The sequence below is a fragment of the Salmonella enterica subsp. arizonae genome (assembly GCF_008692845.1).
GTDB lineage: Bacteria > Pseudomonadota > Gammaproteobacteria > Enterobacterales > Enterobacteriaceae > Salmonella > Salmonella arizonae.
In genome coordinates this window covers 225,784-250,069 of the sequence record NZ_VXJW01000001.1, presented here as the reverse complement: position 1 = coordinate 250,069, position 24,286 = coordinate 225,784, and the positions used below count along the sequence as shown (strand labels likewise).

The following is a 24,286-nucleotide window of genomic DNA, read 5'->3' as shown; positions in this document are numbered from 1 at the left end:
TGTCATGAAAAAGACGAAAATTGTTTGCACTATCGGTCCGAAAACCGAATCCGAAGAGATGTTAACCAAAATGCTGGACGCGGGCATGAACGTGATGCGTCTGAACTTCTCTCATGGCGATTATGCAGAACACGGTCAGCGTATCCAGAACTTGCGCAACGTGATGAGCAAGACCGGTAAAAAAGCCGCTATTCTGCTCGATACTAAGGGACCAGAAATCCGCACTATTAAACTGGAGGGCGGCAACGACGTTTCATTGAAAGCGGGTCAGACCTTTACTTTTACCACCGACAAATCCGTGGTCGGTAATAATGAAATCGTTGCTGTCACCTATGAAGGCTTTACCTCCGATCTGTCAGTCGGCAACACCGTACTGGTTGACGATGGTCTGATCGGTATGGAAGTGACCGCTATCGAAGGCAATAAAGTGGTTTGTAAGGTGCTGAACAACGGCGATCTGGGCGAAAATAAAGGCGTTAACCTGCCAGGCGTTTCCATCGCACTGCCAGCGCTGGCTGAAAAAGATAAACAGGACCTGATCTTCGGTTGCGAACAAGGCGTTGATTTTGTTGCGGCTTCTTTTATTCGCAAACGTTCTGACGTAGTCGAAATTCGCGAGCATCTGAAAGCCCACGGCGGCGAAAACATCCAGATTATCTCCAAGATCGAAAACCAGGAAGGCCTGAACAACTTCGATGAAATTCTCGAAGCTTCCGACGGCATCATGGTTGCGCGTGGCGACCTGGGCGTAGAAATCCCGGTTGAAGAAGTGATCTTCGCGCAGAAGATGATGATCGAAAAATGTATTCGCGCACGTAAAGTGGTTATCACTGCAACCCAGATGCTGGATTCCATGATCAAAAACCCGCGTCCGACCCGCGCGGAAGCTGGCGACGTTGCGAACGCTATCCTCGACGGTACGGATGCGGTCATGCTGTCCGGCGAGTCCGCAAAAGGGAAATACCCGCTGGAAGCCGTTTCTATTATGGCAACTATCTGCGAACGTACTGACCGCGTTATGAACAGCCGTCTGGACTACCACAACGATAGCCGTAAATTGCGTATTACAGAAGCGGTATGCCGTGGCGCGGTAGAAACTGCCGAGAAACTGGAAGCGCCGCTGATCGTGGTAGCGACCCAGGGCGGTAAATCCGCTCGCGCTGTCCGTAAATACTTCCCGGACGCCACCATCCTGGCGCTGACCACCAATGAAGTGACCGCCCGTCAGTTAGTGCTGAGTAAAGGCGTGGTTTCGCAACTGGTGAAAGAAATCAATTCTACTGATGATTTCTACCGTCTCGGCAAAGATGTCGCCCTGCAAAGCGGCCTTGCCCAGAAAGGCGACGTTGTGGTTATGGTCTCCGGCGCGCTGGTTCCAAGCGGCACCACTAACACCGCCTCTGTTCACGTACTGTAATAATTGTTGTGTGAATTAATTTGTTTAGAAGAGCGCCCTCGCGGCGCTTTTTTTATTTAATCGATAGCTGCTATTAATAAAAAATCAAATCGGATTTTACTATCTTATTGCGGATTATCTAAGAAGAATCCGATGGAAGCTCCCTGTTTTCTCTCGGTTTTTTAGGGACTTTCATGCTTTTCGGTGCTTCTTTGAGCGAACGATCAAAAATAAGCGCATTCCCATCAAAAAAATATTCTCAACCTAAAAAAGTTTGTGTAATACTTGTAACGCTACATGGAGATTAACTCAATCTAGAGGGTATTAATAATGAATCGTACTAAACTGGTACTGGGCGCGGTAATCCTGGGTTCTACTCTGCTGGCTGGTTGCTCCAGCAACGCTAAAATCGATCAGCTGTCTTCTGACGTTCAGACTCTGAACGCTAAAGTTGACCAGCTGAGCAACGACGTGAATGCAATGCGTTCCGACGTGCAGGCTGCTAAAGACGACGCAGCTCGCGCTAACCAGCGTCTGGACAACCAGGCTACTAAATACCGTAAGTAATAGTACCTGCGTAATAAAAATGGCGCACTCTGTGCGCCATTTTTTTGTCTGTCACTTTTCCGCGAAAGCTACTGCGTCGCACGCGTTTGCCCCTCTTCCCCGACAAAACCGTTCTGTGCAGATTCGACCACTGTCGTATTAACCACTGGCGTCTGCCCGGCACTCACGCTCACAGGATGCCCGGCTCGCCGGTATAGCGCCTTATCGACGAGGCTGCTATCCACCTCTTTCGCGTTTCTGAACGAGGTAAATTCCGCAGGCAGCACGTAGGACATCGTCTGCACGTTTTGCTCTTTTTCCGACGATAGCGGCCTGTGTACCTCTACATAACGAACGCCATTCGGCTCGACAGAGAATTTCACCGGCTGGTTAATCACTTTTACCGGCGTCCCCGTTTTGACCTGCGTAAATAATGCTTTAATGTCAGGCGCGTTCATGCGAATGCAACCGGAACTCACGCGCAGACCAACGCTATCCGGCGCGCTGGTGCCATGAATGAGATATTCCCCATTACCATGCGCCAGACGCAGCGCATAGCGGCCAAGCGGGTTGTTTGGCCCGGCGGGTATCACCGGCGGCAGCGTAATACCCCGCTCAAGCGAACGCTGGCGTATGCCCGCTGTCGGCGTCCACGTCGGATTAGGGATTTTTTGCCCTATCCGGGTGTCCATGACGGGGGTTTCCAGTCCCTGCAAACCGATGCCGATGGGATACACCTGAACGCGATTTTCTCCCGCAGGGTAATAATACAACCGTAGCTCCGCGAGGTTAACGACAACGCCTTCCCTGGGCGCATCCGGCAATAGCATCTGCGAGGGAATGGTAATTAGCGTACCGGGCTTAGGCACCGGCGCAATTGTATTATTCGCTTCAAGAATGAGCATCGCCGCCGTATCAAAACGCCTGGCAATAGCTTGCAGGTTTTTATCACCTTCCTGTACGGTATAGGTTTGATTCTGACCGATAAGGCGACTGCCTTCGGGCGGCAATGGATAATCTACCGCCCAGGCCGCCTGTAACGCGCTATACGCGCCGATGAATGTAAGAGTAATGAAAGACGCACGTTTCATACCAAACCTCCTGTATTTCTGGTGATGCCCCTTGCGACGCCTGATAGCGCTTCGCTTATCAGAACAACAAAATACACGCTCTGTCCACTCTGGATAAAGCGACGTCGCCGTCCGGCAAAGGATTTGACATCAGGTAGAACGCTGTCTGTATAGTTTAGCTAAGAGTGGCGGCCTTAGCGCGAATCGCGCGAATCATGGCTTCCAGCCCCTGAGAACGAGAAGGCGTGAGATGCTGCGTAAGCGCCATTTTTTCAAACCATGGCCGGACATCGAAATGCACAATATCCTGCGCCGTCATGTGGTGATACAAAATAAACACTACGGCCATAAGACCTTTGACGATCGCCGCGTCGCTGTCGCCCTGCAATTCGATAATGCCGTCGGCGTTTCGCCCTATCACGATCCATACCTGGCTCTGACAGCCCTGAATCCTATTTTGCGGATTACGATCCTGCGTATTTAATTCCGCCAGGCGCTGCCCCAACTCAATAATATATAAATATTTTTCTTCCCAATTAGCGCAGCGTGTAAAGTTACGCAACAGTTTTTCTTTATCCGGTAGCGCAGCCATAAAACCTCACTGTTATCCCAATAAACGGTAAATACGCGTTAACCCCGCCACCAGTCGGTCTACTTCTTCGTAGGTGTTATACATCGCCAGCGAAGCCCGGCACATTGCCGGCACGCCATACCAGGCCATGAGCGGCATTGCGCAGTGATGCCCCGTTCGCACCGCGATGCCGTAATTATCAAGAAAACTGCCAACATCGTAGGCATGGTGTTTACCCAGATTAAAAGCGATTACGCCCAGCCGCTGCGCCGGACCGTATAGCCTTATATCAGGCACCTGCGCTAGTTGCTCCAGCGCATAATGCATCAGCATCTGCTCATAATCGCCAATCTTATCCAGCCCCAGCGACGCCACATAGTCAATTGCCGCGCCGAGACCGATGATGCCACCGGTATTCGGCGTTCCCGCTTCAAAACGCCAGGGCGCTTTCGCCCATGTCGTTCCCTGCGCCAGACTTACGGTCGCGATCATGGACCCGCCCCCTTCCCACGGCGGCATTTCTTGCAGCAACGCCTCTTTAACATACAGAATGCCGATACCGGTCGGCCCGTAGAGTTTATGGCCGGAAAACACGTAAAAATCGCAGTCCAACGCCTGGACATCAACGGCATGGTGCATAACGGCCTGGGCACCATCTACCAGCACTTTCGCCCCATGCTGGCGCGCCTGTGCAATCATTTCCGGCAGCGGGTTTTCGGTCCCCAGCACGTTGGAAACGTGAGTAATGGCCAGCAGTCGGGTCCGGTCATCGAATAGCGTCGCCAGGACCTCCAGCCGCAGCGTACCATCAGGATTCAATGGGATCACGCGCAGTTCAGCGCCTTTGCGCTCGCACAGCATCTGCCAGGGAACGATATTAGCGTGATGCTCCATTTCGCTAATGATAATGTTATCCCCGGCGCGAATATTTTCCGCCCCCCAACTGTTGGCAACAAGGTTAATGCCCTCCGTCGTGCCGCGCACGAAAATCAGTTCCTCTGCGCTGCGGGCGTTAATAAACCGCGACGCCTGCTTCCGCACATTCTCCATGCTTTCGGTCGCCTGCGCGCTTAGCGTATGGATACCACGATGTACCGCGGCGTAGCCATGACGGTAGAAGGCAGATTCGGCATCAATAACCTGATTGGGTTTTTGGGCGCTGGCCGCGCTGTCCAGGTAAGCCAGCGGCAGGCCGTTAACTTCACGCTGCAATATGGGGAAATCCGCCCGCACCTTTTCAACAGGAAATGTCATGCTCAGCCTCCGGGCAGTCGCTGGCCGATTCGCGCCAGCACCTGCTGTTTAAGGGTGCTATCATGGATAGCTTCCGTTAACTCTGCGGCAAACGCGTAAAGAATCATGTGCCGCGCCTCTTGTTGCCTGATGCCGCGTGACTGCAGATAAAACATCTGCTCATCGTCAATACGCCCGACCGTCGCGCCGTGACTGCACTTCACGTCATCGGCATAGATCTCTAATTGCGGTTTGGTATCGACTTCGGCCAGTTTCCCCAACAACAGGTTGTTATTGGTCATCTGGCCGTCGGTCTTAATGGCGTGTTGCGCCACGTTAATCAGGCCATTAAAGACCGCACGTCCTTTGTCGCTAACGATAGTTTTGTGCAACTGACGGCTGTTACAGTAGCCTTTGTTATGTTCCAGCCATGTCCGCGTATCGCATACTTCATTTTTTACCGGCATCGCCAGGCTATTCAGTCGAAGCGTCGCGTTTTCGCCATTCAACTGTGTGCTGGTATGGTGACGTAGTACTGCGGCCCCCAGCAGAAAACAGTGGCTAAACGCCGAGGCGTCCGTCGCCAGCAAAAGATCGTTATGCGCAAAGTGATAGCTGGACGCATTTTCAAACGCCAGTTTGATATGGCGTAGTCGCGCATTTTCTGCGACCTTCATCGTCAGACGCGCGCCGGTAAAATGTTTTGCCTCGCCATGGCTAACATAATGCTCAATAACCGTCGCCTCCGCGCCCTCCGCCAGCGACAGATGATGGCGATAATGCGCGGTGTTCAGTTCGTCTCCATCCACGCCCTGGGTGATATGCATCAACAGTAGCGGCTTAACCGGACGCTGATTCCGCCGTACCTGTATATACGTTACACAGTGCGCCAGGCTTTCCGTCAGATGCAGAAAAATCTCAGGCTGCACCGGCGCGGCAAGCGTCTGACGCTCGTCCCTGACGCTAACGTCAAATCCGCTGTTTTGCGTGCTATCACTAAGCTCTGGCATAAACCGTCCGTCGACAAACACCAGCCGCACGGCATCGTTCTTCAGCGCCAGCGCATCACGTTGTGCGGCGCTGATTGCCGCAAACTGCTGGATAAACTGACTATGGGCGAAGCCATCAAGCGGCGTGTATTTCCAGTCTTCATGTTTACGCGTTGGCAATCCCAGACGCAGCATCTGCTGTAGATGTTGTCTTGCCTCTTCAGTGCGGCTTTCGCCTTGCTCTTCAAAGAGATGCCGCCATTGCTGTAGCGCTTTACTGCTGTTCGGTAAGCCAGCCATAACCCTGCTCCTCCAGTTGTTTGACCAGAGTAAAATCGCCGGATCGGACAATTCGCCCCTGATAGAGGACATGGACGTAATCGGGCTTGATGTAGTCCAGTATGCGCTGATAGTGGGTCACTATAATAAAAGCGCGTTTATCGTCACGCAGCGCGTTGACGCCTTCCGCCACAATTTTCAGCGCATCGATATCCAGTCCGGAGTCAGACTCATCAAGGATGCACAGTTCCGGCTCCAGCACCGCCATTTGCAAAATATCATTGCGCTTTTTCTCCCCGCCGGAGAAACCGACGTTTACCGAGCGGGTCAGTAAATCCTCCGGCATTTTCAGCAATGCGATCTTTTCTTCCATCAGATCCTGAAAATCAAAGCGATCCAACGACGCCTGCCCTCGGTAGGCACGCACGGCATTCAGCGCGGTTTGCAGGAAAAACTGGTTACTGACGCCGGGGATCTCTACCGGGTACTGAAAAGCCATAAAAATACCTTCGCCCGCCCGTTCTTCCGGCGACAGTTCAAGCAGATCTTTACCGTTGAACGTAACCGAGCCGCCAGTGACCTCATACTCTTCTCGTCCCGCCAGGGTGGCGGAAAGCGTGCTTTTCCCGGAACCGTTCGGGCCCATAATGGCGTGCACTTCGCCGGGGCGAACCTCCAGATTCAGGCCACGCAAAATTGCTTTTTCTTCCACACTGACATGTAACCCTTTGATGTTTAACATGGTTTTCCCTTAATCATTAACCGACGCTGTGCTCAAGGCTAATCGCCAGCAGTTTTTGCGCTTCAACGGCAAACTCCAGCGGCAGTTCCGAGAAAACGTCTTTGCAGAAACCGTTGACGATCATCGAAATAGCGTCTTCTTCGCTGATGCCGCGTTGCAGACAATAGAAAAGCTGATCTTCACCGATGCGTGATGTTGTCGCCTCGTGCTCCAACTGCGCGCTGTTATTACGGCATTCAACATACGGGAACGTATGCGCGCCGCAATCCGTGCCAATCAGCATAGAATCGCACTGCGTGAAATTTCGGGCATTGGTCGCCGTCGGCATAATTTTTACCAGCCCACGATAGCTGTTCTGGCTGTGTCCGGCGGAAATGCCTTTTGAGATAATTGTTGAGCGTGTGTTTTTACCGATATGGATCATTTTAGTGCCAGTGTCGGCCTGCTGATGTCCACTGGTCAGCGCAACGGAATAGAACTCGCCGATAGAATTATCGCCGCGCAGAATACAGCTCGGATATTTCCAGGTAATCGCGGAACCAGTTTCCGACTGGGTCCAGGACATCTTGCTGTTTTCCCCTTCGCACAAGGCGCGTTTGGTCACAAAGTTCAGAATGCCGCCCGTGTTGTTGTCGCCTGGGAACCAGTTTTGTACAGTGGAATATTTTACTTCAGCGTCTTTATGGATGATGACTTCCACTACCGCAGCATGAAGTTGATAACTGTCGCGGACGGGCGCGGAGCATCCTTCGATATAACTGACATAGCTACCTTCATCCGCCACCAGAATCGTGCGCTCAAACTGACCAGTTTTCTCGGCGTTAATGCGAAAATAGGTGGATAGCTCCATTGGGCAGCGCACGCCTTTGGGAACATAGATAAACGTTCCATCGGAAGCGACCGCCGCATTCAGCGCGGCAAAGAAGTTATCATTCCCTGGAACGACAGTGCCAAGATATTTCCTGACCAGCTCAGGGTGATCGTGGATCGCTTCGCCAAAAGAACAGAAAATAATGCCCTGTTCCGCCAGCTTTTCACGGTATGTGGTCGCCACGGAAACAGAGTCAAAAATCGCATCGACGGCGACCTCTTTTCCTTCGCGAACCGGAACGCCAAGCTGCTCGAAGGCGTCTTCAACCTCTTTACTCAAAAAGGTATTCGCGCCCGTTTGCTGTACGGCTCCCGGCTGGGAAACGCAGCTATCATCGCAGTTTCCGCATGATGGCGCAGAGTAATAGCTGTAGTCCTGATAGTTCAGCTTATCGTAGTGCGCCTTCAGCCAGTGCGGTTCATCCATTTCCAGCCAGGATCTATAGGCATTGAGACGAAATTCCAGCATCCACTCAGGTTCGTTACGCTTTGCGGAAATCGCACGCACCACTTCTTCGCTGATGCCTTTTGCCAGCTCATCAGTGGGTAATTGCGTGAAAAATCCTTCTTTATAATTCAGACGTCCGCCCGTCCAGATGCCGACCTCTTCCGTTGCTTCAGTATTACGAGACATAGTACCGCCTATACCCCAAAACTTTCGCCGCAGCCGCATTCATTCTGGGCTTTGGGGTTATGAAATTTAAATAACTGGTTCAGCCCTTCCTGCACATAATCAACTTCGGTTCCGTCAATAAAAGGCATCGCCTTTAACGGCACGAAGAGCTTTGCGCCTTCGGCTTCAAAAACCAGATCATCTTTATCCGGTTCCCGGACGGTATCCAGAACATAGCCGAATCCGGCACATCCGGTCTGTTTTACGCTTAACCGCACACCCAATATGCCCGGCTGCTTTGCCGCCAGTTCGCGTATATGCGCCACCGCCGCTGGCGTTAACGTCAGCCCTTGCCAGGGGAAGTCTTCCGGGTTAAACGTTCCTGAATGCAATTCCATAGGGTTACCTCGCGTTCTTGATCACCTGGATATAACAGCATGTTAGTGATAATGATTATCACTTCAACCCCATAACCGCAGGGGCATTCTGACAAATGGGCATATTGAGCGCCATTTATTAAGCATAGACCCTGTCTGCCAGGTTATAAGACAGGCAAAAATTTAGTTAATTACTTGATATTTAATTAGTTATAAGACGATAACCGTTCTGACAGGTCAAAACCGAAAAGATGTATAGAAAATGACTATTTGATCAATAGGCTGTCGAGGTTAGCGGGTTACGAGGTCAGAACCCCATTTTTTGTATGGATACCTGGTGTCCCGCTCTTTATAATCCGTTGCGGTTCTATGACTCAGTTTAGGCTATAGGTTTACGTTAACTCTTTCCGGCATTTCAGGTGCTGAATGGGGCAAGAGGCTTAAAATATGGTTGTTACACTCGCGTATATCGCACTTTTTTTGGTTTTCTCATGGGCAATATTGAGAATTAATCAAAAAAGCGATTCCCTGTCGAAAAGCGTTTTTATCGCTATCTTTTTAGGGGCTATTATTGGTTTATCCCTGCATTTTATTTCAACAAATCACACTAAAACTATTATCGAATGGTACAGCATAGTCGGCAATGGTTATGTCAACCTGTTAAAACTGGTCGCCATACCGCTAATTTTTATTTCTATTCTTTCCGCTATCAATAACTATCAATAAACTGGAAAATAGCGCCGGCATCGGAAAAGTGTCGCTGGCGATCGTCGCGTAGTTTTCTGCGCGCCCGGAAAAAGAAAAACCCTTAAGGCTGTTCAGTACAGGCTTAAGGGCTTCGGCCCCATCCGGCGCTTATCTCCGGCACTCTTAATGGCTTAGCTCTTGAAGGGGCATAAGAATAATCTCATAAAAAGAGCACGCTTTTTTAGCACAAATGGCGATCTGTGTTTTTAAAAAAAATCAAAGGGGTATATTATCAGGGGCATTTTCTGGTGACACTGTCTGGTGACATAGCCGGATGGCGGCCAGAGCCTTATCCGGCCTACACAGGCTTTATTAATGAACGCCCAACCGCCAGGCGAAATAGATCTCTTCTTTCAGTTCGGTTGAAGAGAGGGCGAGGAGATCGGCAAACTCTAACTCCAGTTGTTTTAAACGCTTCAGATACTGAGCGGGAGAAAGTTCGGTTTTATCACGGCGTAAAAATTCAATCGCCAGTTGGGCTGGATCTAAATCAGTAGACATATCATCCTCGCTTATGGGTAAACGTGCACAGTATACCACCTTTTTCTGCACACATTTTGACCAAAAGCAATATACCTCACACTTTTATGGTGACAACGTCACACAATCGCAGTAGTGAGACGTGAAGAACAGCACAGGCGTCCCTGCTCATCAAAAATGTCTATCTGCCAGACCTGATGGCGAGCCCCGGTATGGAGCGCTTTACAGACCCCTCTCACGCGCCCCTGACGCGCCGACCGTACATGGTTGGCATTCACCTCCAGCCCCACCACTTTTTGCTCCCCCTGCGTACACAGATAGCCTGCGACCGAGCCGATACTTTCCGCCAGCACTACAGACGCTCCGCCATGCAGCAAGCCGAACGGCTGTTTGGTGCGGTGATCAACGGGCATCGTCGCTTCCAGCGTATCGTCCCCAATATGCTCAAAGCGGATATCAAGCAGGCCAACCATATTCCCTTCCCCCATCGCATTAAGCGCATCTAGGGTCACTTCACGTTTCCAAATCAACCTATAATCTCCAGTAATGCCTGCAACGGGTGACGCACGCCCGTACCTTCAATGCGTTTGACCTGGCTTCGGCAGGAATAGCCGGTTGCCAGGCAACGGTTTCGCGGTAGACGTTGCATCGCCTGATGCCAGGATAGCTCATAAATTCCCAGCGAATTTTGATGATTGGTTAGTTCATGTCCATAAGTGCCCGCCATACCGCAGCAGCCTACGCTGACATTTTCCAGCTTCGCGCCAAAATGGGCAAAGATGGCGGCCCACTGCGCAGGCGCGCCGGGTAAAGCCGTGACTTCCGTACAATGACCAAAAAAGTACCACGGTTCGCCGCTCACCTCGACGGACAGTCTTGCATTTATTTCCTGCGCCAACCATTCATTCACCAGCAACACATGAAAATCGCCGCGCTGTTCGCCCAGCGCCAGTTTGTATTCGTCGCGATAACATAGCACCAGCGCCGGATCGACGCCCACCATCGGCATCCCCAACGCGGCGATCCGATTAAGAAATTCAGAGGTTTTTTTCGCCGTTTTCGCAAAGCGATTAAGAAAACCTTTAATATGCTGCGCCTTACCATTCGGCGAGAACGGCAACAATACCGGTCTCCTGCCCAGTTTTTCCGCCAGGCTGATAAAGTCCGCCACGACCCGCGCGTCGTAGTAGCTGGTAAACGGGTCCTGAACCACCAGTACCGTTTTCGCTTTTTGCTCAGCGCTCATGCGCTCCAGTTGTTCAAGCGTCATATTGGCGGATGGATGGCCCACCAGTTGCTGTTGCAACGAGGGGGCGGAAAGCAGAGGTAAATCCACCATACCGATATGTTTTTTCGCCAGATTACGGACCATCGGTTGGTTAATAAAAAAGTTAAAGGTCTTTGGCGCACGCGCCATCAGCGGCGCATAGGTTTCGACTGTCGCCACCAGATGATCGCGTACCGGACGCAGATAACGGGTATGGTAAAGCTGTAGGAAACGTGAACGAAACTCCGGAACATCGATTTTAATCGGGCACTGGGTCGAACAGGCTTTGCACGCCAGACAGCCGGACATGGCCTCTTTAACTTCATGGGAAAAGTCGTACTCGCCTTTACGCCAGTGCCAACTATTCCGGGTGCGGGCAATTAGTGTTCGCAGGCTGGCGCGTTTTTCCGGCAGATCCTTTTCCAGCTTCAACGGATCGACGCCGCGATCGGCCAATAGACGGAGCCATTCCCGCACCAGCGTCGCCCGCCCTTTCGGCGAGTGGATTCGGTTAAGGCTAATTTTCATCGACGGGCACATCGGGCTTTTCGCATCGAAATTAAAACACAGGCCGTTACCATTACACTCCATAGCGCCGCGCCAGGTCTGCCGTACCGCCAGCGGGATTTGACGATCCCAGGTGCCGCGTTTTACCGCATCCACTTTCATCATCGGCGCCTCTATCCCCTGCGGCGGACAAATTTTACCCGGGTTAAGTCGATTGTGCGGATCAAAAGCCGCTTTTATTTTGCGCAGCTCGCCATACAGGACTTCCCCGAAAAAGGCCGGGCTGTATTCCGCACGGAAGCCTTTTCCATGCTCGCCCCACAACAGCCCGCCGTATCTGGCGGTCAGCGCGACGACCTCATCGGAGATCTGTTTCATCAACAGTTCCTGCTGCGGATCGCACATATCCAGCGCCGGACGCACATGCAGCACCCCGGCATCCACGTGACCGAACATGCCGTAACTTAATCCATGACCATCCAGCAGGGCGCGAAATTCGGCGATATAATCGGCCAGATGTTCAGGCGGTACGCAGGTATCTTCCGCAAATGGAATCGGTTTGGCAGAGCCTTTCGCATTACCCAGCAGCCCTACCGCTTTTTTACGCATCGCGTAAATACGCTCAATATCCGTCAAATCGGTACAAAATTGCCAGCCGATCACGCCCGCTTCCGCACGCGCCATCAGGCCATCCAGCCGTTGGCACAGCGCCGTAACCTGTCCGTCGATAAGCGCTTCGTCGTCACCCGCGAATTCCACGATATTCAGGCCAAGCATCTCTTTATCCGGCACATCAGTAATCAGTTCGCTAACGGAGTGCCAGACAATATCTTCCCGCGCGAGGTTAAGGACTTTGGAATCGACCGTCTCGACGGACAAGGCGCGCGCGTCAACCATAAAGGGGGCGTTACGCAACGCGGAATCAAAGGAGTCGTATTTTACATTCACCAGACGGCGGACTTTGGGTATTGGAGTGATATCCAGCCGGGCTTCAGTGATAAACGCCAGCGTCCCTTCCGACCCCGTTAAGATGCGGGTGAGATCGAAACGGGTCATGTCATCGTTAAAGACGTGGCGTAAATCGTAGCCTGTCAGAAAGCGATTGAGCTTTGGAAAGCTATCGAGGATAAGTTGACGATTTTCCCGACAAGACTGATAGACGGTCTGATATATGCGGCCCGGCGTCGTATTGTTTTCACCAAGCGTCTGGGCAAGCTCAACGGGCATCGATTGTGTGTCAAGGATATCGCCCCCCAGCAATACGGCCCGTATGCCTAAGACGTGATCTGACGTTTTTCCATAGACCAGCGAACCCTGGCCGGAGGCGTCGGTATTAATCATACCGCCAAGCGTTGCGCGATTACTGGTGGAAAGCTCCGGCGCAAAAAAATAGCCATACGGCTTTAGCGCCTGATTAAGCTGATCTTTTATTACTCCCGCCTCTACCCGCACCCAACCCTCTTCAGGATTGATTTCAATAATACGGTTCATATAGCGGGACATATCAACAATAATGCCCTGGTTTAGCGCCTGGCCATTGGTGCCAGTACCGCCGCCTCGCGGGGTAAACACCAACGAAGTAAAGCGCGGTTCTGCGGCCAGACGGGCAAGAAGCGCGACATCCGCCGTAGAACGAGGAAACACAACAGCATCGGGAAGAAGCTGATAGATACTGTTATCGGTCGACATTGTCAGACGGTCGGCATAGCTGGTTGCCGTATCGCCCGTAAACCCTTGCTGCTCCAGCGCCTGCAAAAAATTGAGCACCAACTGAACTACGCCGGGTGCCTGAGAAATTTGTGGAATCATTATATTGACCCTTTCCTGCGGTCTGTGTTGTGAACGGTGGCGCCCGACCCGGCGAGCGCGAGCAGTCTACGCACAGGAAGGGATGCTTAATCGTTTGCGTGTTGCGTTATTTGTTGTATCACATTTTTTTCCTGTGCGCCCAACAGAATTACATGCAGAATCGGCCTGTTAAAAACCTCTGAAATTGCTCATCATTATAAGAGGTAGTTTGCATGTTCACGTCGCGCCAACGTTCTGGCGTACAGAAAAGGTGAAAAGTATTTATGGTAAATGTTCGTCAGCCCAGGGATATTGCTCAGGCGCTGCTATCGGTGCTGTTTTTAGCCATCATGATTGTGGCCTGTTTGTGGATAGTACAGCCTTTTATTTTAGGGTTTGCATGGGCAGGTACGATTGTGATCGCGACCTGGCCCGTTTTGCTGAAATTACAAAAAATATTGTGGGGCCGCCGCTCGCTTGCCGTACTCGTCATGACGCTGCTATTGGTGCTGCTCTTCGTTATTCCCGTCGCCTTGCTGGTTAACAGTATTGTTGATGGTAGCGGCCCGCTCATCCATGCAGTGACTGGCGGCGATATGACGCTGCCCGACCTTGCATGGTTAAATACTATTCCGTTGGTTGGCGCCAAGCTGTATGCCGGATGGCATAGCCTGCTGGATATGGGCGGTAGCGCTATTATGGCGAAAGTGCGGCCTTATATTGGCACGACCACCACCTGGTTTGTCGGTCAGGCGGCACATATAGGACGCTTTATGATGCACTGCGCCCTGATGCTATTGTTTAGCGCCCTGCTTTACTGGCGCGGCGAACAAGTGGCGATGGGTATACGCCATTTCGCCTGTCGTCTCGCGGCTAAACGCGGCGACGCAGCGGTTCTGCTGGCTGCCCAGGCGATTCGCGCCGTGGCGCTTGGCGTAGTGGTTACCGCGCTGGTACAGGCGGTGCTTGGCGGCATTGGGCTGGCGATTTCCGGCGTGCCTTACGCTACCCTGTTGACAGTAGTGATGATCCTTTCGTGCCTGGTTCAGTTGGGGCCATTGCCGGTACTGATTCCAGCTATTATCTGGCTTTACTGGACAGGAGATACCACCTGGGGCACCGTGCTGCTGGTATGGAGCGCTGTCGTCGGCACTCTGGATAACGTGATTCGTCCGGTACTCATCCGCATGGGCGCTGATTTACCGTTACTTTTGATCCTTTCCGGGGTGATCGGCGGCCTGATTGCATTCGGCATGATTGGTCTGTTTATTGGACCGGTGCTTCTGGCCGTGACCTGGCGTTTGTTCTCCGCGTGGGTACATGAAGTTCCGGCGCCGACGAATGAACCCGAAGAGATCCTTGAAGAACTGGACGAAATCGAGGAAGCCAACAAGCAGTCATAACCATATTGGGCGGCGATGCCGCCCAATGCTTTAGCAAAGTTTATCAATTCAACACACCCGCCCATTTTGATTCGCCTGGCGGTTCCCTGTGATATCTCATTTTGTCGCAAATTCGTTACAGTTTTTAAACTATTGAGACGAATCTGATCGACGCAAAAAGTGCTCATGCCTACTATTAGCACACGGTTATAAATCAACACATTGATTTATAAGCATGGAAATCCCCTGAATGAAGCAACGAATTGCTGTGTGTAGTCTTTGCCCGTCTCCCACGATGGGCTTTTTTTTTTACTTCAAGCGGCGTGCCTCACAGTTCATAATGGCGAGAAGACAAAAAACCGACAGGACACGCATGAAAACCGTCACCGTAAAAAATTTAATCATTGGCGAAGGGATGCCCAAAATTATCGTGTCGTTGATGGGGAGAGACATCAACAGAGTGAAAGCGGAAATGCTGGCCTACCGCGAAGCCACATTCGATATTCTGGAGTGGCGCGTGGATCACTTTACGGATATCGCATCGACTCAATCCGTTCTTACCGCTGCGCGTGCTATCCGCGATGCGATGCCTGACATTCCGTTACTGTTTACTTTCCGCAGCGCCAAAGAAGGCGGCGAGCAGACGATACCCACTCAGCATTATCTAGCGCTTAATCGTGCCGCAATCGACAGCGGCCTGGTCGATATGATCGATCTTGAGCTATTTACCGGTGATGCTGACGTTAAAGCCACTGTCGATTATGCCCATGCGCATAATGTTTATGTCGTGATGTCTAACCACGATTTTCACCAGACGCCGCCCGCAGAGGAAATTGTTCTGCGGCTACGTAAAATGCAAGCGCTCGGCGCGGATATTGCTAAGATTGCCGTTATGCCGCAAAGCCAGCATGATGTATTAACGTTACTCACCGCCACACTGGAGATGCGGCAACGCTACGCCGACGGTCCGGTGATTACTATGTCGATGGCGAAAGAGGGTATAATTTCACGTCTGGCAGGGGAAGTGTTCGGCTCTGCCGCTACGTTTGGCGCGGTGACGCAGGCTTCGGCGCCGGGGCAAATCGCCGTTAATGATCTACGCAGCGTATTAATGATTCTGCACAACGCCTGACCCGGCATTATCAAATGCCGGATAGCGGCTTAGGCCTTATCCGGCCTACACAACATGTTTCTTGTGCAGGCCGGATTAAGCATAGCGCTATCTGGCCTCGGTTTACTTCTTCAGTTCCGCCAGACTTAGCCAGGTCTGAACCACGGTGTCCGGATTCAGCGACAGACTGTCGATCCCTTCTTCCATTAGCCAGGCGGCGAAGTCTTCATGGTCGGACGGACCCTGACCGCAAATGCCGACATATTTACCCTGTTTTTTCGCTGCGCGGATCGCCATCGACAGCAGCGCTTTCACCGCGTCGTTACGCTCGTCAAACAGTTCGGAAACCACGCCAGAGTCGCGGTCTAGCCCCAACGCCAACTGCGTCATGTCGTTAGAACCGATAGAGAATCCGTCGAAATAGTCGAGGAACTGTTCAGCCAGTAGCGCATTGGACGGAATTTCGCACATCATAATGATCTTCAGTCCATTCTCGCCGCGTTTTAGGCCCTGGCGCGCCAGTTCTTCGACGACCGCTTTCGCCTGATCGACCGTGCGCACGAACGGAATCATAATTTCGATGTTGGTGAGCCCCATATCGTTACGCACGCGTTTCACTGCTTCGCATTCCAGCGCGAAGCAATCGCGAAAACTTTCAGCGACGTAGCGCCCCGCGCCGCGGAAGCCCAGCATCGGGTTTTCTTCATGCGGTTCATAGCGTTCGCCGCCGATCAGGTTGGCGTACTCGTTGGACTTAAAGTCGGACAGGCGAACAATGACGCGTTTAGGGTAGAAAGCCGCGCCTAACGTCGCGATCCCTTCCGTCAGCCGACCCACATAGAATTCACGTGGCGAGTCAAACCCCTTCATCATCTCGCGAATGTCGTTTTGCAGCGCGGCATCCTGATCGTCGAACTCCAGCAGCGCGCGCGGGTGAACGCCAATCATACGGTTAATGATGAATTCCAGCCGCGCCAGACCTACACCTTCATTCGGCAGGCAGGCAAAGTCAAACGCCCTGTCCGGGTTGCCGACGTTCATCATGATCTTAAGCGGTAGATCCGGCATGGTATCTATGCTGGAGCTTTTGACGCTGAAATCCAACATGTCGGCATAAACATAACCGGTATCACCTTCCGCGCAGGAGACGGTCACTTTTTCACCATCTTTCATGCGTTCGGTGGCGTCACCGCAGCCGACTACCGCCGGGATACCCAATTCGCGAGCGATAATCGCCGCATGACAGGTTCGCCCGCCACGGTTAGTAACAATTGCCGCCGCTTTTTTCATGATCGGCTCCCAGTCCGGGTCGGTCATGTCGGTGACAAGGACATCACCAGGCTCAATACGGTTCATTTCGCCGATATCATGAATGACTTTCACCATACCCGCGCCGATACGGTGACCAATGGCACGACCTTCGGCAATGATTTTCCCCTGCGCATGTAGCGTATAACGTTCCATCACCTGGCCGCGGGAGCGCACGGTTTCCGGACGTGCCTGCACAATAAAGAGCTTACCTGTATGACCGTCTTTCGCCCATTCGATATCCATCGGACGACCATAGTGCTGCTCAATCTGTACCGCCTGCTTCGCCAGCTCCTGCACTTCTTCGTTGGTGAGCGAAAAAATGTCGCGCTGTTCCTGCGGCACATCTTCAATCTTCACTTGCTTACCGTGTTCCTGAGTCGCGGCGTAGACCATGCGGATTTTTTTCGACCCCATGGTGCGCCGAACGATAGCCGGACGGCCAGCCGCCAGGGTCGGCTTATGTACATAAAACTCATCCGGGTTAACCGCGCCCTGCACCACCATTTCACCCAGTCCCCATGCCGAGGTGATAAAGACGACCTGATCAAAACCGGATTCGGTATCGATGGAGAACATCACCCCTGACGAGGCGAGATCGGAGCGAACCATCCGTTGCACGCCCGCAGAAAGCGCCACGCCGCGATGATCATATCCCTGGTGAACGCGATAAGAGATGGCGCGATCGTTAAACAGAGACGCAAATACGTGTTTCACTGCCACCAGTACCGCATCGAAGCCCTGAACGTTAAGAAACGTTTCCTGCTGACCCGCAAACGAGGCATCGGGCATATCTTCCGCCGTAGCGGAGGAACGCACGGCAAAAGAGGCGTTTTCATCATCCGACGAAAGCTGCGCATAGGCATCGCGGATGGCGTTTTCCAGCGCGGGCTGGAAAGGAGTGTCGATAATCCACTGGCGGATCTGCGTGCCTGCTTTCGCAAGCTGGGAGACATCATCAATATCCGTCTTATCCAGCAGTTCATAAATGCGCTGGTTTACGCCGCTTTGATCCAAAAACTGGTTAAACGCATCAGCAGTGGTTGCAAAACCATTCGGTACGGATACGCCCATACCGGAAAGGTTAGTAATCATTTCACCCAGGGAGGCATTTTTGCCCCCAACTCTGTCTACATCATTCATGCCGAGTTGGTTATACCAAAGCACCAGCGGTGACGAGCCATTGTTGGACATCGAACAATCCTTTTGTGATAAATGAACGAGTTTAATAAACACATAATTGCGTATTTATCCTGGCATATTTAAACCTGTGAAAAAAACGGTGAATCGTTCAAGCAAATTTATTTTTCATTTTTTCAGATTGTTTACGTATTTGCGCAAACTCACGCATAGCGCGCCATTCCCTCAATAACCGTCGGTATAAATTGCGCTTCCATGAAATGAAACACACTTTTCATTTATTATAAAAAATACATGTCATTTTATAAAATAAGCGACAAGTTATACGTTTCCCGTTACTTTTAATTTATGCTTTCAGATAATTATGTTTACTCTTCAGGATGAACAGAATGGATAATGTTGTTGATCGCCATGTTTTCTATATTTCTGATGGTACCGCCATTACCGCCGAAGTTCTGGGTCATGCGGTTATGTCGCAGTTTCCGGTGACGATCAGCAGCATCACGCTGCCATTCGTGGAAAACGAGAGCCGCGCCCGCGCCGTCAAAGACCAAATTGACGCCATTTACCATCAGACCGGCGTGCGTCCGCTGGTATTTTACTCTATTGTTTTACCTGAAATTCGCGCCATCATCTTACAGAGCGAAGGTTTCTGTCAGGATATCGTCCAGGCGCTGGTTGCGCCGCTACAGCAGGAGATGAAACTGGACCCAACGCCGATCGCTCATCGTACTCATGGGCTTAATCCGGGCAATCTGAACAAGTATGACGCCCGTATTGCCGCTATTGATTATACCCTGGCGCACGATGATGGTATTTCGTTGCGCAACCTCGATCAGGCCCAGGTGATTTTACTTGGCGTTTCGCGCTGTGGAAAAACGCCCACCAGCCTCTATCTGGCGATGCAATTCGGTATTCGCGCGGCTAACTACCCTTTCATCGCTGATGATATGGATAATCTGACGCTGCCAACATCGTTAAAACCATTGCAGCATAAACTGTTCGGCCTGACCATTGACCCTGAACGCCTGGCGGCGATTCGCGAAGAACGTCGTGAAAACAGCCGGTACGCCTCATTGCGTCAGTGCCGCATGGAAGTTGCGGAAGTCGAAGCGCTGTACCGTAAGAATCAGATCCCCTGCCTGAACAGCACCAATTATTCCGTTGAAGAGATAGCCACCAAGATTCTCGACATTATGGGGCTTAATCGCAGAATGTACTAATAAACTAGTTCGATGGTTTGGTTTTTGTTATCATGCCGTTCAGCCTGCGAGGGGTGACACGCCTCGCACTTGAAATCAGCAGGGATTGGTTTATCGTGATGCCCATCACTTCCCGGTAGTCCTGCCGTTGAAGCAACAAATTTCTGAGACTTGTAATGAACAGAACCGACGAACTCCGTACTGCGCGTATCGACAGCCTGGTAACACCGAGCGAACTCGCGCAGCGGTATCCTGTATCGTCCTCCGTCGCCAGTCACGTTACCGACTCCCGACGCCGGATAGAAAAAATTTTAAATGGTGAAGATCCACGGCTACTGGTCGTCATTGGCCCCTGTTCGATTCACGATTTGAATGCTGCCATGGAATACGCGACGCAACTCCATACGCAACGCCAAAAGCATCAGGCGCGTCTGGAGATAGTCATGCGTACCTATTTTGAAAAACCTCGCACCGTAGTGGGATGGAAAGGCTTGATTTCCGATCCCGATCTGAATGGAAGTTATCGTGTCAACCATGGACTTGAACTGGCGCGCCGCCTGCTATTACAGGTGAACGAACTGGGAGTGCCAACCGCCACAGAATTTCTTGATATGGTCACGGGTCAGTTTATTGCCGATCTGATCAGTTGGGGAGCGATTGGCGCACGCACCACCGAAAGCCAGATCCATCGGGAAATGGCCTCTGCGCTCTCTTGCCCGGTTGGCTTTAAAAATGGTACGGATGGCAACACCCGCATTGCCGTCGACGCTATTCGCGCTTCCCGCGCCAGCCATATGTTTCTCTCGCCGGATAAAGACGGACAGATGACCATCTACCAAACGAGTGGAAATCCGTATGGGCACATCATCATGCGCGGCGGTAAAAAACCGAACTACTATGCTGAAGATATTGCCGCCGCCTGCGACACGTTGCATGAATTTGATCTTCCGGAACATCTGGTCGTCGACTTCAGCCACGGCAACTGTCAAAAACAGCATCGCCGCCAGTTGGATGTCTGTGATGATATCTGCCAGCAGATTCGTAACGGTTCCACGGCGATTGTCGGGATTATGGCAGAGAGTTTTTTGCGGGAAGGCACGCAAAAAATTATCAGCGGTCAACCATTAATCTATGGTCAGTCCATTACCGATCCCTGCCTGAGCTGGGAAGCTACTGAAATTCTGTTAGAAAAACTCGCCGCTGCGGTAGACAGCCGCTTTTAATACCCCGCCCATCCTGCCGGGGATGGGCGTTTCTTCGATGCGTTACCCGCCCTTTTTCTCTACGCGCGCGTATATCACTCCACAGAATTAGCACTTGCTGTTATCGCATTAATTATTGATAATAATAATCATTGTGAGTTTGATTATTAATAAATAGCATATCGCGTATGGATAACACCGAGCTGCCTCACCCTAAGGAAATAGACAATGAAACGCTTCTCCCTGCTGCTGAACGGCGCGTCAACAGTCAGGCGCTATTAGGTCCGGACGGCAAAGTCATTATCGATCACAACGGTCAGGAGTATCTGTTGCGCAAAACTCAGGCCGGTAAGCTACTGTTAACCAAATAGCGCTCCGCCAGCGGACGATTCTGCTGGCGTCAGGCTAACTTGAACAACTGACCTCCAGCCGTTTTCCCCACTCCGGCGGGCGGCTGGCATAGTCATCATCCCGATCGATGAAAGGCTGACGTAAAATTTCATGTAACCGATGCAGTTCGGACATGTCCCCCTGTCCAGCCGCGTCTATTGCGCGTTGCGCCAGCCAGTTGCGCAACACTACCGCGGGATTCACACTTTGCATCTGCTGTTGGCGCAGCGCGTCATCCACCGCCTCTGTGCGTAATCGCGCCCGGTAGCGGTCGAACCAGCCATCGAACGCCGCGCGATCAATAAACGTATCACGCAACGGCGATGAGGCGCTCTGTTGCTCTGTATGGCTTAACATCCGAAATGTACGGGTATAATCACTTCCTTCGCGCGCCATCAGACTAAACAATTCATTCAGTAAAACGTTATCGTCTTTTTGCTCGGTAAAGAAGCCCAGCTTCTGTCGCATTCGCTGCCCATAGCGCGTTAACAACGCGTCCTGGTAGCGATCCAGCGCTCTGTTTAAAGCGTCGATCTCAATAAAAGGGGTTAACGTTTGCGCCAGACGTTGTAAATTCCACAACGCTACCGACGGTTGATTATCGAAGCGGTAACGTCCCTGATGATCGGAATGGTTGCCAATGAAGCCAGGATCGTAGTCGTCAAGAAAACCAAAGGGACCATAGTCGATGGTCAACCCCAGAATCGACATGTTATCCGTATTCATGACGCCGTGCGCAAAACCTATGGTTTGCCAGTCGGCGATGAGTCTTCCGGTACGCGCCGCCACCTCTTCAAACCACAAATCATATTTTTCTGGCGCATCCTGCCATTGCGGCCAGTAATGACGAATAGCGAAATCAGCCAGTTGCTGAACTTTTTCCGGCTCACGGCGGTAGTAAAAATGTTCGAAATGACCAAAACGCATATGACTTTGCGCCAGACGCATTAACATCGCGCCCGCTTCCTGCGTTTCTCGCTGCACCGGCGTATCGCTGGTTACGATAGATAACGCGCGCGTAGTGGGAATACCCAGATAATGCATGGCTTCGCTGGCAAGGCTTTCACGTATGGTTGAACGCAGCACAGCGCGTCCGTCCCCCATTCGCGAATAGGGTGTTAATCCAGCGCCTTTCAGATGCCAGTCGAGGGTCGAGCCATCCGCCAGGAGTTGTTCGCCCAGCAAAATACCGCGCCCGTCGCCAAGTTGCCCTGCCCAGACACCGAACTGATGCCCACTATACACCTGCGCTACGGGCGACATGCCAGGCAATAGGGTTTCACCGCCCCAAACGCCTGCGCCGTTTGTAACGTCAAATAGCGAAGCGGGAATGGCTAACTGCTGCGCCAGTTTGTCGTTATACCAAATCAGACGCGTATTTTTTAACGGTGTGGGTAAAAGCGCGGTATACGTTGCTGGCAGTTCATCGCGCCAGTGGGCAGTAAAAGACAGGGTCATAGGGCCTCCTGTCTCCAGTGTAGACGGTTAATCACCGGTTAAACACCGGCAAACAGAAAGGTTATCTCTGAACGAGTCTAACTAGCTGGCTTACCGGCACCGGAGGCCACAGCCCTCCCTGTAAAGCGCTAAATCCCAATGGCGCAGCGCGCGCAAACATTGCCTCATTGTCAATACCGGCAATCATCAGAGACTCGCAACTGCTGGAGATCTGTGCAACTATGGCGTGCATAAACGGTTCGAATGAGATCATGTCAGCACGCTGCTGAATAAAATTTTTATCCAACATAATTCGTTTGAAAAGCCCATCGAAAATAGCTTTAGTAGATGCCTCGCCTGCTCCAAAATTTGCCAGCATTAATGGGAAATGCATTGCCAGATTGGCTAATGTTTCATTCTCCTTGCCGTGGTTTAATCCAGGATAATTCTCATTTATAGCTAATTCAAGAAACGGAAAACGCGCCGCCCGAGAAAAAAGTTCGCTATCTAATAATAATAAGCCACTAATTGCGGGTGGTAAATTAAGCCATGCAATAAGTTTATGCTGAATAAAAAAGTGTTGACACGTTTCTAACAGTGCAAGTTTTTCAACAAATAGACAGTATTGTTCCTCCACCGAAAGGCGTGGCGCCACCAACTCAGTCGGCATCCGCACAGCACCATCTTCAGTAGCAAACGTCGCAATAATTTCTAAGCCAACAAGCCGAGCGTTTTTATCCATTGCGGGAAGGAAAAAGAGTTCGGAATGGTAAAGCTCATCAAGTGAAGCAATCATTACGCCAGTCCCATGGTTAGAGCGTTATTCGCCATCCAGTCACTACGGACGGAAACAGACGCAACTTCAGATATTGATTGAAGCGTCATCATTTTTCTTTTTTACCGGTAAACCGGTTCCTTTTTTAACTTACCCTGATTATAAACCAATATCTAACGTTGTACTTTTAACAGGACGTGAAAATGCCCATTTTTAATAGAAGTACGTTTGTAAATGCTACGGTTATATCGTTATATAGGATGACGACAGGCGTCATAAGTTCAACCAGCGATATGCTAAAAATAGACCATAAAAATTATGTCGTCTGCGAGATTAAATTCGCCGCGCCTGCCAGAAGTTTTTCCGCCAGTACACATTATCCAGCGATGAACGCATCACACCACGACTGGTAGAGGCATGAATGAACTCATTATTTGTATCGTAAATACCAACGTGTAAACCACTTTCTCCCGAACCGGTTTTAAAGAAAACCAAATCTCCGGGAAGCAATTCATCTTTATCGATTCTGGTACCAATTTTTGATTGCTCACGCGTATCGCGCGGCAACTGCAAATCAAACTTATCACGCATAGTGACTACCACAAAACCGGAACAGTCCACGCCTCTGCGACTCATACCGCCGTAGCGATATGGCGTACCGCGCCATGACTGCAACTGATCGTCCAGACCCGCAATGACGGTAATCGAGTCTGATAACCTGGCGTTTGGCGCCGGCGCCCGGTGAGTACTGCATCCTGCCAGGAACAATGCTGTGATAACAAGAAGCCAAAAACGCATGCCGCAACAATCCTCTGTTTTTATTTTCGTATTAATTTAGCGTCGAAATTACCTGCTTTTCAAGAA

General features: G+C 51.4%; 21 protein-coding genes, 1 other RNA gene and 1 pseudogene. 9 read left to right on the top strand and 14 right to left on the bottom strand.

What is annotated here, in order from left to right:
- Positions 1–4: 4 nt before the first annotated feature.
- Positions 5–1,417: a pyruvate kinase PykF gene (pykF, locus tag F4V61_RS01315; RefSeq protein WP_000751454.1), complete on the top strand. Its 1,413-nt coding sequence runs from the start codon at positions 5–7 to the stop codon at positions 1,415–1,417.
- A gap of 309 nt (positions 1,418–1,726) precedes the next feature.
- Entirely contained in the window at positions 1,727–1,963 is a 237-nt protein-coding gene (lpp, locus tag F4V61_RS01310; RefSeq protein ID WP_001082307.1) for a murein lipoprotein Lpp, read from the top strand.
- Between the two features lie 68 nt (positions 1,964–2,031).
- Here lpp and ldtE read toward each other — a convergent pair whose 3' ends face one another.
- The 7 genes from ldtE to sufA form a co-directional block, all read right to left on the bottom strand.
- Positions 2,032–3,033 (bottom strand): L,D-transpeptidase LdtE, encoded by a 1,002-nt coding sequence (gene ldtE, locus F4V61_RS01300; RefSeq protein ID WP_000817053.1) that lies wholly within the window; start codon positions 3,031–3,033, stop codon positions 2,032–2,034.
- A gap of 154 nt (positions 3,034–3,187) precedes the next feature.
- The gene (sufE, locus tag F4V61_RS01295) at positions 3,188–3,604 is read right to left on the bottom strand and encodes a cysteine desulfuration protein SufE (protein ID WP_038396090.1); all 417 of its coding nucleotides are present in this window, start codon (positions 3,602–3,604) and stop codon (positions 3,188–3,190) included.
- Positions 3,605–3,616: 12 nt separating this feature from the next.
- On the bottom strand, positions 3,617–4,837 hold the full coding sequence (gene sufS / locus F4V61_RS01290; RefSeq protein WP_000143846.1) for a cysteine desulfurase SufS: 1,221 nt from the start codon (positions 4,835–4,837) through the stop codon (positions 3,617–3,619).
- 2 nt (positions 4,838–4,839) lie between these two features.
- Positions 4,840–6,105 carry a Fe-S cluster assembly protein SufD gene (gene sufD, locus F4V61_RS01285; RefSeq protein ID WP_079835170.1) on the bottom strand — a complete coding sequence of 422 codons (1,266 nt, stop codon included), beginning with the start codon at positions 6,103–6,105 and terminating at the stop codon, positions 4,840–4,842.
- Complete coding sequence (sufC, locus tag F4V61_RS01280) at positions 6,080–6,826, bottom strand: Fe-S cluster assembly ATPase SufC (RefSeq protein ID WP_000932071.1); 747 nt, start codon at positions 6,824–6,826, stop codon at positions 6,080–6,082. Before sufC ends, sufD begins: the two co-directional genes overlap by 26 nt.
- A 16-nt stretch (positions 6,827–6,842) precedes the next feature.
- The gene (gene sufB, locus F4V61_RS01275) at positions 6,843–8,330 is read right to left on the bottom strand and encodes a Fe-S cluster assembly protein SufB (protein WP_000089391.1); all 1,488 of its coding nucleotides are present in this window, start codon (positions 8,328–8,330) and stop codon (positions 6,843–6,845) included.
- Positions 8,331–8,338: 8 nt separating this feature from the next.
- Entirely contained in the window at positions 8,339–8,707 is a 369-nt protein-coding gene (gene sufA, locus F4V61_RS01270) for a Fe-S cluster assembly scaffold SufA (protein ID WP_079781663.1), read from the bottom strand.
- Positions 8,708–9,133: 426 nt separating this feature from the next.
- On the opposite strand from sufA, the pseudogene F4V61_RS01265 reads away from it, so the two are divergent.
- Positions 9,134–9,458, top strand: a pseudogene (locus F4V61_RS01265) (cation:dicarboxylate symporter family transporter); the annotation flags it as partial.
- A 287-nt stretch (positions 9,459–9,745) separates the two neighbouring features.
- On the opposite strand, the gene F4V61_RS01260 reads toward F4V61_RS01265, so the two are convergent.
- The 3 genes from F4V61_RS01260 to ydiJ all read right to left on the bottom strand — a co-directional run bounded on the left by F4V61_RS01260 (position 9,746) and on the right by ydiJ (position 13,496).
- Positions 9,746–9,934, bottom strand: coding sequence for a YdiH family protein (locus F4V61_RS01260; protein ID WP_000102233.1), 189 nt, complete (start codon positions 9,932–9,934; stop codon positions 9,746–9,748).
- Positions 9,935–10,032: 98 nt separating this feature from the next.
- Entirely contained in the window at positions 10,033–10,443 is a 411-nt protein-coding gene (gene menI, locus F4V61_RS01255) for a 1,4-dihydroxy-2-naphthoyl-CoA hydrolase (RefSeq protein WP_000637925.1), read from the bottom strand.
- Complete coding sequence (gene ydiJ / locus F4V61_RS01250; RefSeq protein WP_079903971.1) at positions 10,440–13,496, bottom strand: D-2-hydroxyglutarate dehydrogenase YdiJ; 3,057 nt, start codon at positions 13,494–13,496, stop codon at positions 10,440–10,442. Before ydiJ ends, menI begins: the two co-directional genes overlap by 4 nt.
- Positions 13,497–13,759: 263 nt before the next feature.
- Between ydiJ and ydiK the strand changes: the two genes are divergently transcribed.
- From ydiK to aroD, 3 genes are all read left to right on the top strand, one after another.
- Positions 13,760–14,878, top strand: a complete 1,119-nt coding sequence (gene ydiK, locus F4V61_RS01245) for an AI-2E family transporter YdiK (RefSeq protein WP_058345366.1) — start codon at positions 13,760–13,762, stop codon at positions 14,876–14,878.
- 182 nt (positions 14,879–15,060) lie between these two features.
- An RNA gene (gene rprA / locus F4V61_RS01240) (antisense sRNA RprA) lies at positions 15,061–15,168 on the top strand.
- A 62-nt stretch (positions 15,169–15,230) separates the two neighbouring features.
- Complete coding sequence (gene aroD, locus F4V61_RS01235; protein WP_000860211.1) at positions 15,231–15,989, top strand: type I 3-dehydroquinate dehydratase; 759 nt, start codon at positions 15,231–15,233, stop codon at positions 15,987–15,989.
- 102 nt (positions 15,990–16,091) lie between these two features.
- Here the strand turns inward: aroD and ppsA are convergent, their stop codons facing one another.
- Positions 16,092–18,470, bottom strand: coding sequence for a phosphoenolpyruvate synthase (gene ppsA / locus F4V61_RS01230; RefSeq protein WP_080161025.1), 2,379 nt, complete (start codon positions 18,468–18,470; stop codon positions 16,092–16,094).
- 335 nt (positions 18,471–18,805) lie between these two features.
- On the opposite strand from ppsA, the gene ppsR reads away from it, so the two are divergent.
- The 3 genes from ppsR (at position 18,806) to hemP (ending at position 21,191) form a co-directional block, all read left to right on the top strand.
- The gene (ppsR, locus tag F4V61_RS01225; protein ID WP_000370989.1) at positions 18,806–19,639 is read left to right on the top strand and encodes a posphoenolpyruvate synthetase regulatory kinase/phosphorylase PpsR; all 834 of its coding nucleotides are present in this window, start codon (positions 18,806–18,808) and stop codon (positions 19,637–19,639) included.
- A gap of 155 nt (positions 19,640–19,794) precedes the next feature.
- The gene (gene aroH, locus F4V61_RS01220; RefSeq protein ID WP_001082186.1) at positions 19,795–20,841 is read left to right on the top strand and encodes a 3-deoxy-7-phosphoheptulonate synthase AroH; all 1,047 of its coding nucleotides are present in this window, start codon (positions 19,795–19,797) and stop codon (positions 20,839–20,841) included.
- A 158-nt stretch (positions 20,842–20,999) separates the two neighbouring features.
- A complete protein-coding gene (gene hemP, locus F4V61_RS01215; RefSeq protein WP_000089115.1) occupies positions 21,000–21,191 on the top strand; it encodes a hemin uptake protein HemP in 192 nt (63 codons plus the stop codon).
- A gap of 34 nt (positions 21,192–21,225) precedes the next feature.
- Here hemP and selO read toward each other — a convergent pair whose 3' ends face one another.
- From selO to F4V61_RS01200, 3 genes are all read right to left on the bottom strand, one after another.
- The gene (gene selO, locus F4V61_RS01210) at positions 21,226–22,668 is read right to left on the bottom strand and encodes a protein adenylyltransferase SelO (protein ID WP_080161026.1); all 1,443 of its coding nucleotides are present in this window, start codon (positions 22,666–22,668) and stop codon (positions 21,226–21,228) included.
- 61 nt (positions 22,669–22,729) lie between these two features.
- Complete coding sequence (gene ydiV, locus F4V61_RS01205; RefSeq protein WP_080161027.1) at positions 22,730–23,443, bottom strand: anti-FlhDC factor YdiV; 714 nt, start codon at positions 23,441–23,443, stop codon at positions 22,730–22,732.
- A gap of 312 nt (positions 23,444–23,755) precedes the next feature.
- Positions 23,756–24,220, bottom strand: coding sequence for a C40 family peptidase (locus F4V61_RS01200; protein WP_038396098.1), 465 nt, complete (start codon positions 24,218–24,220; stop codon positions 23,756–23,758).
- Positions 24,221–24,286: the final 66 nt, after the last annotated feature.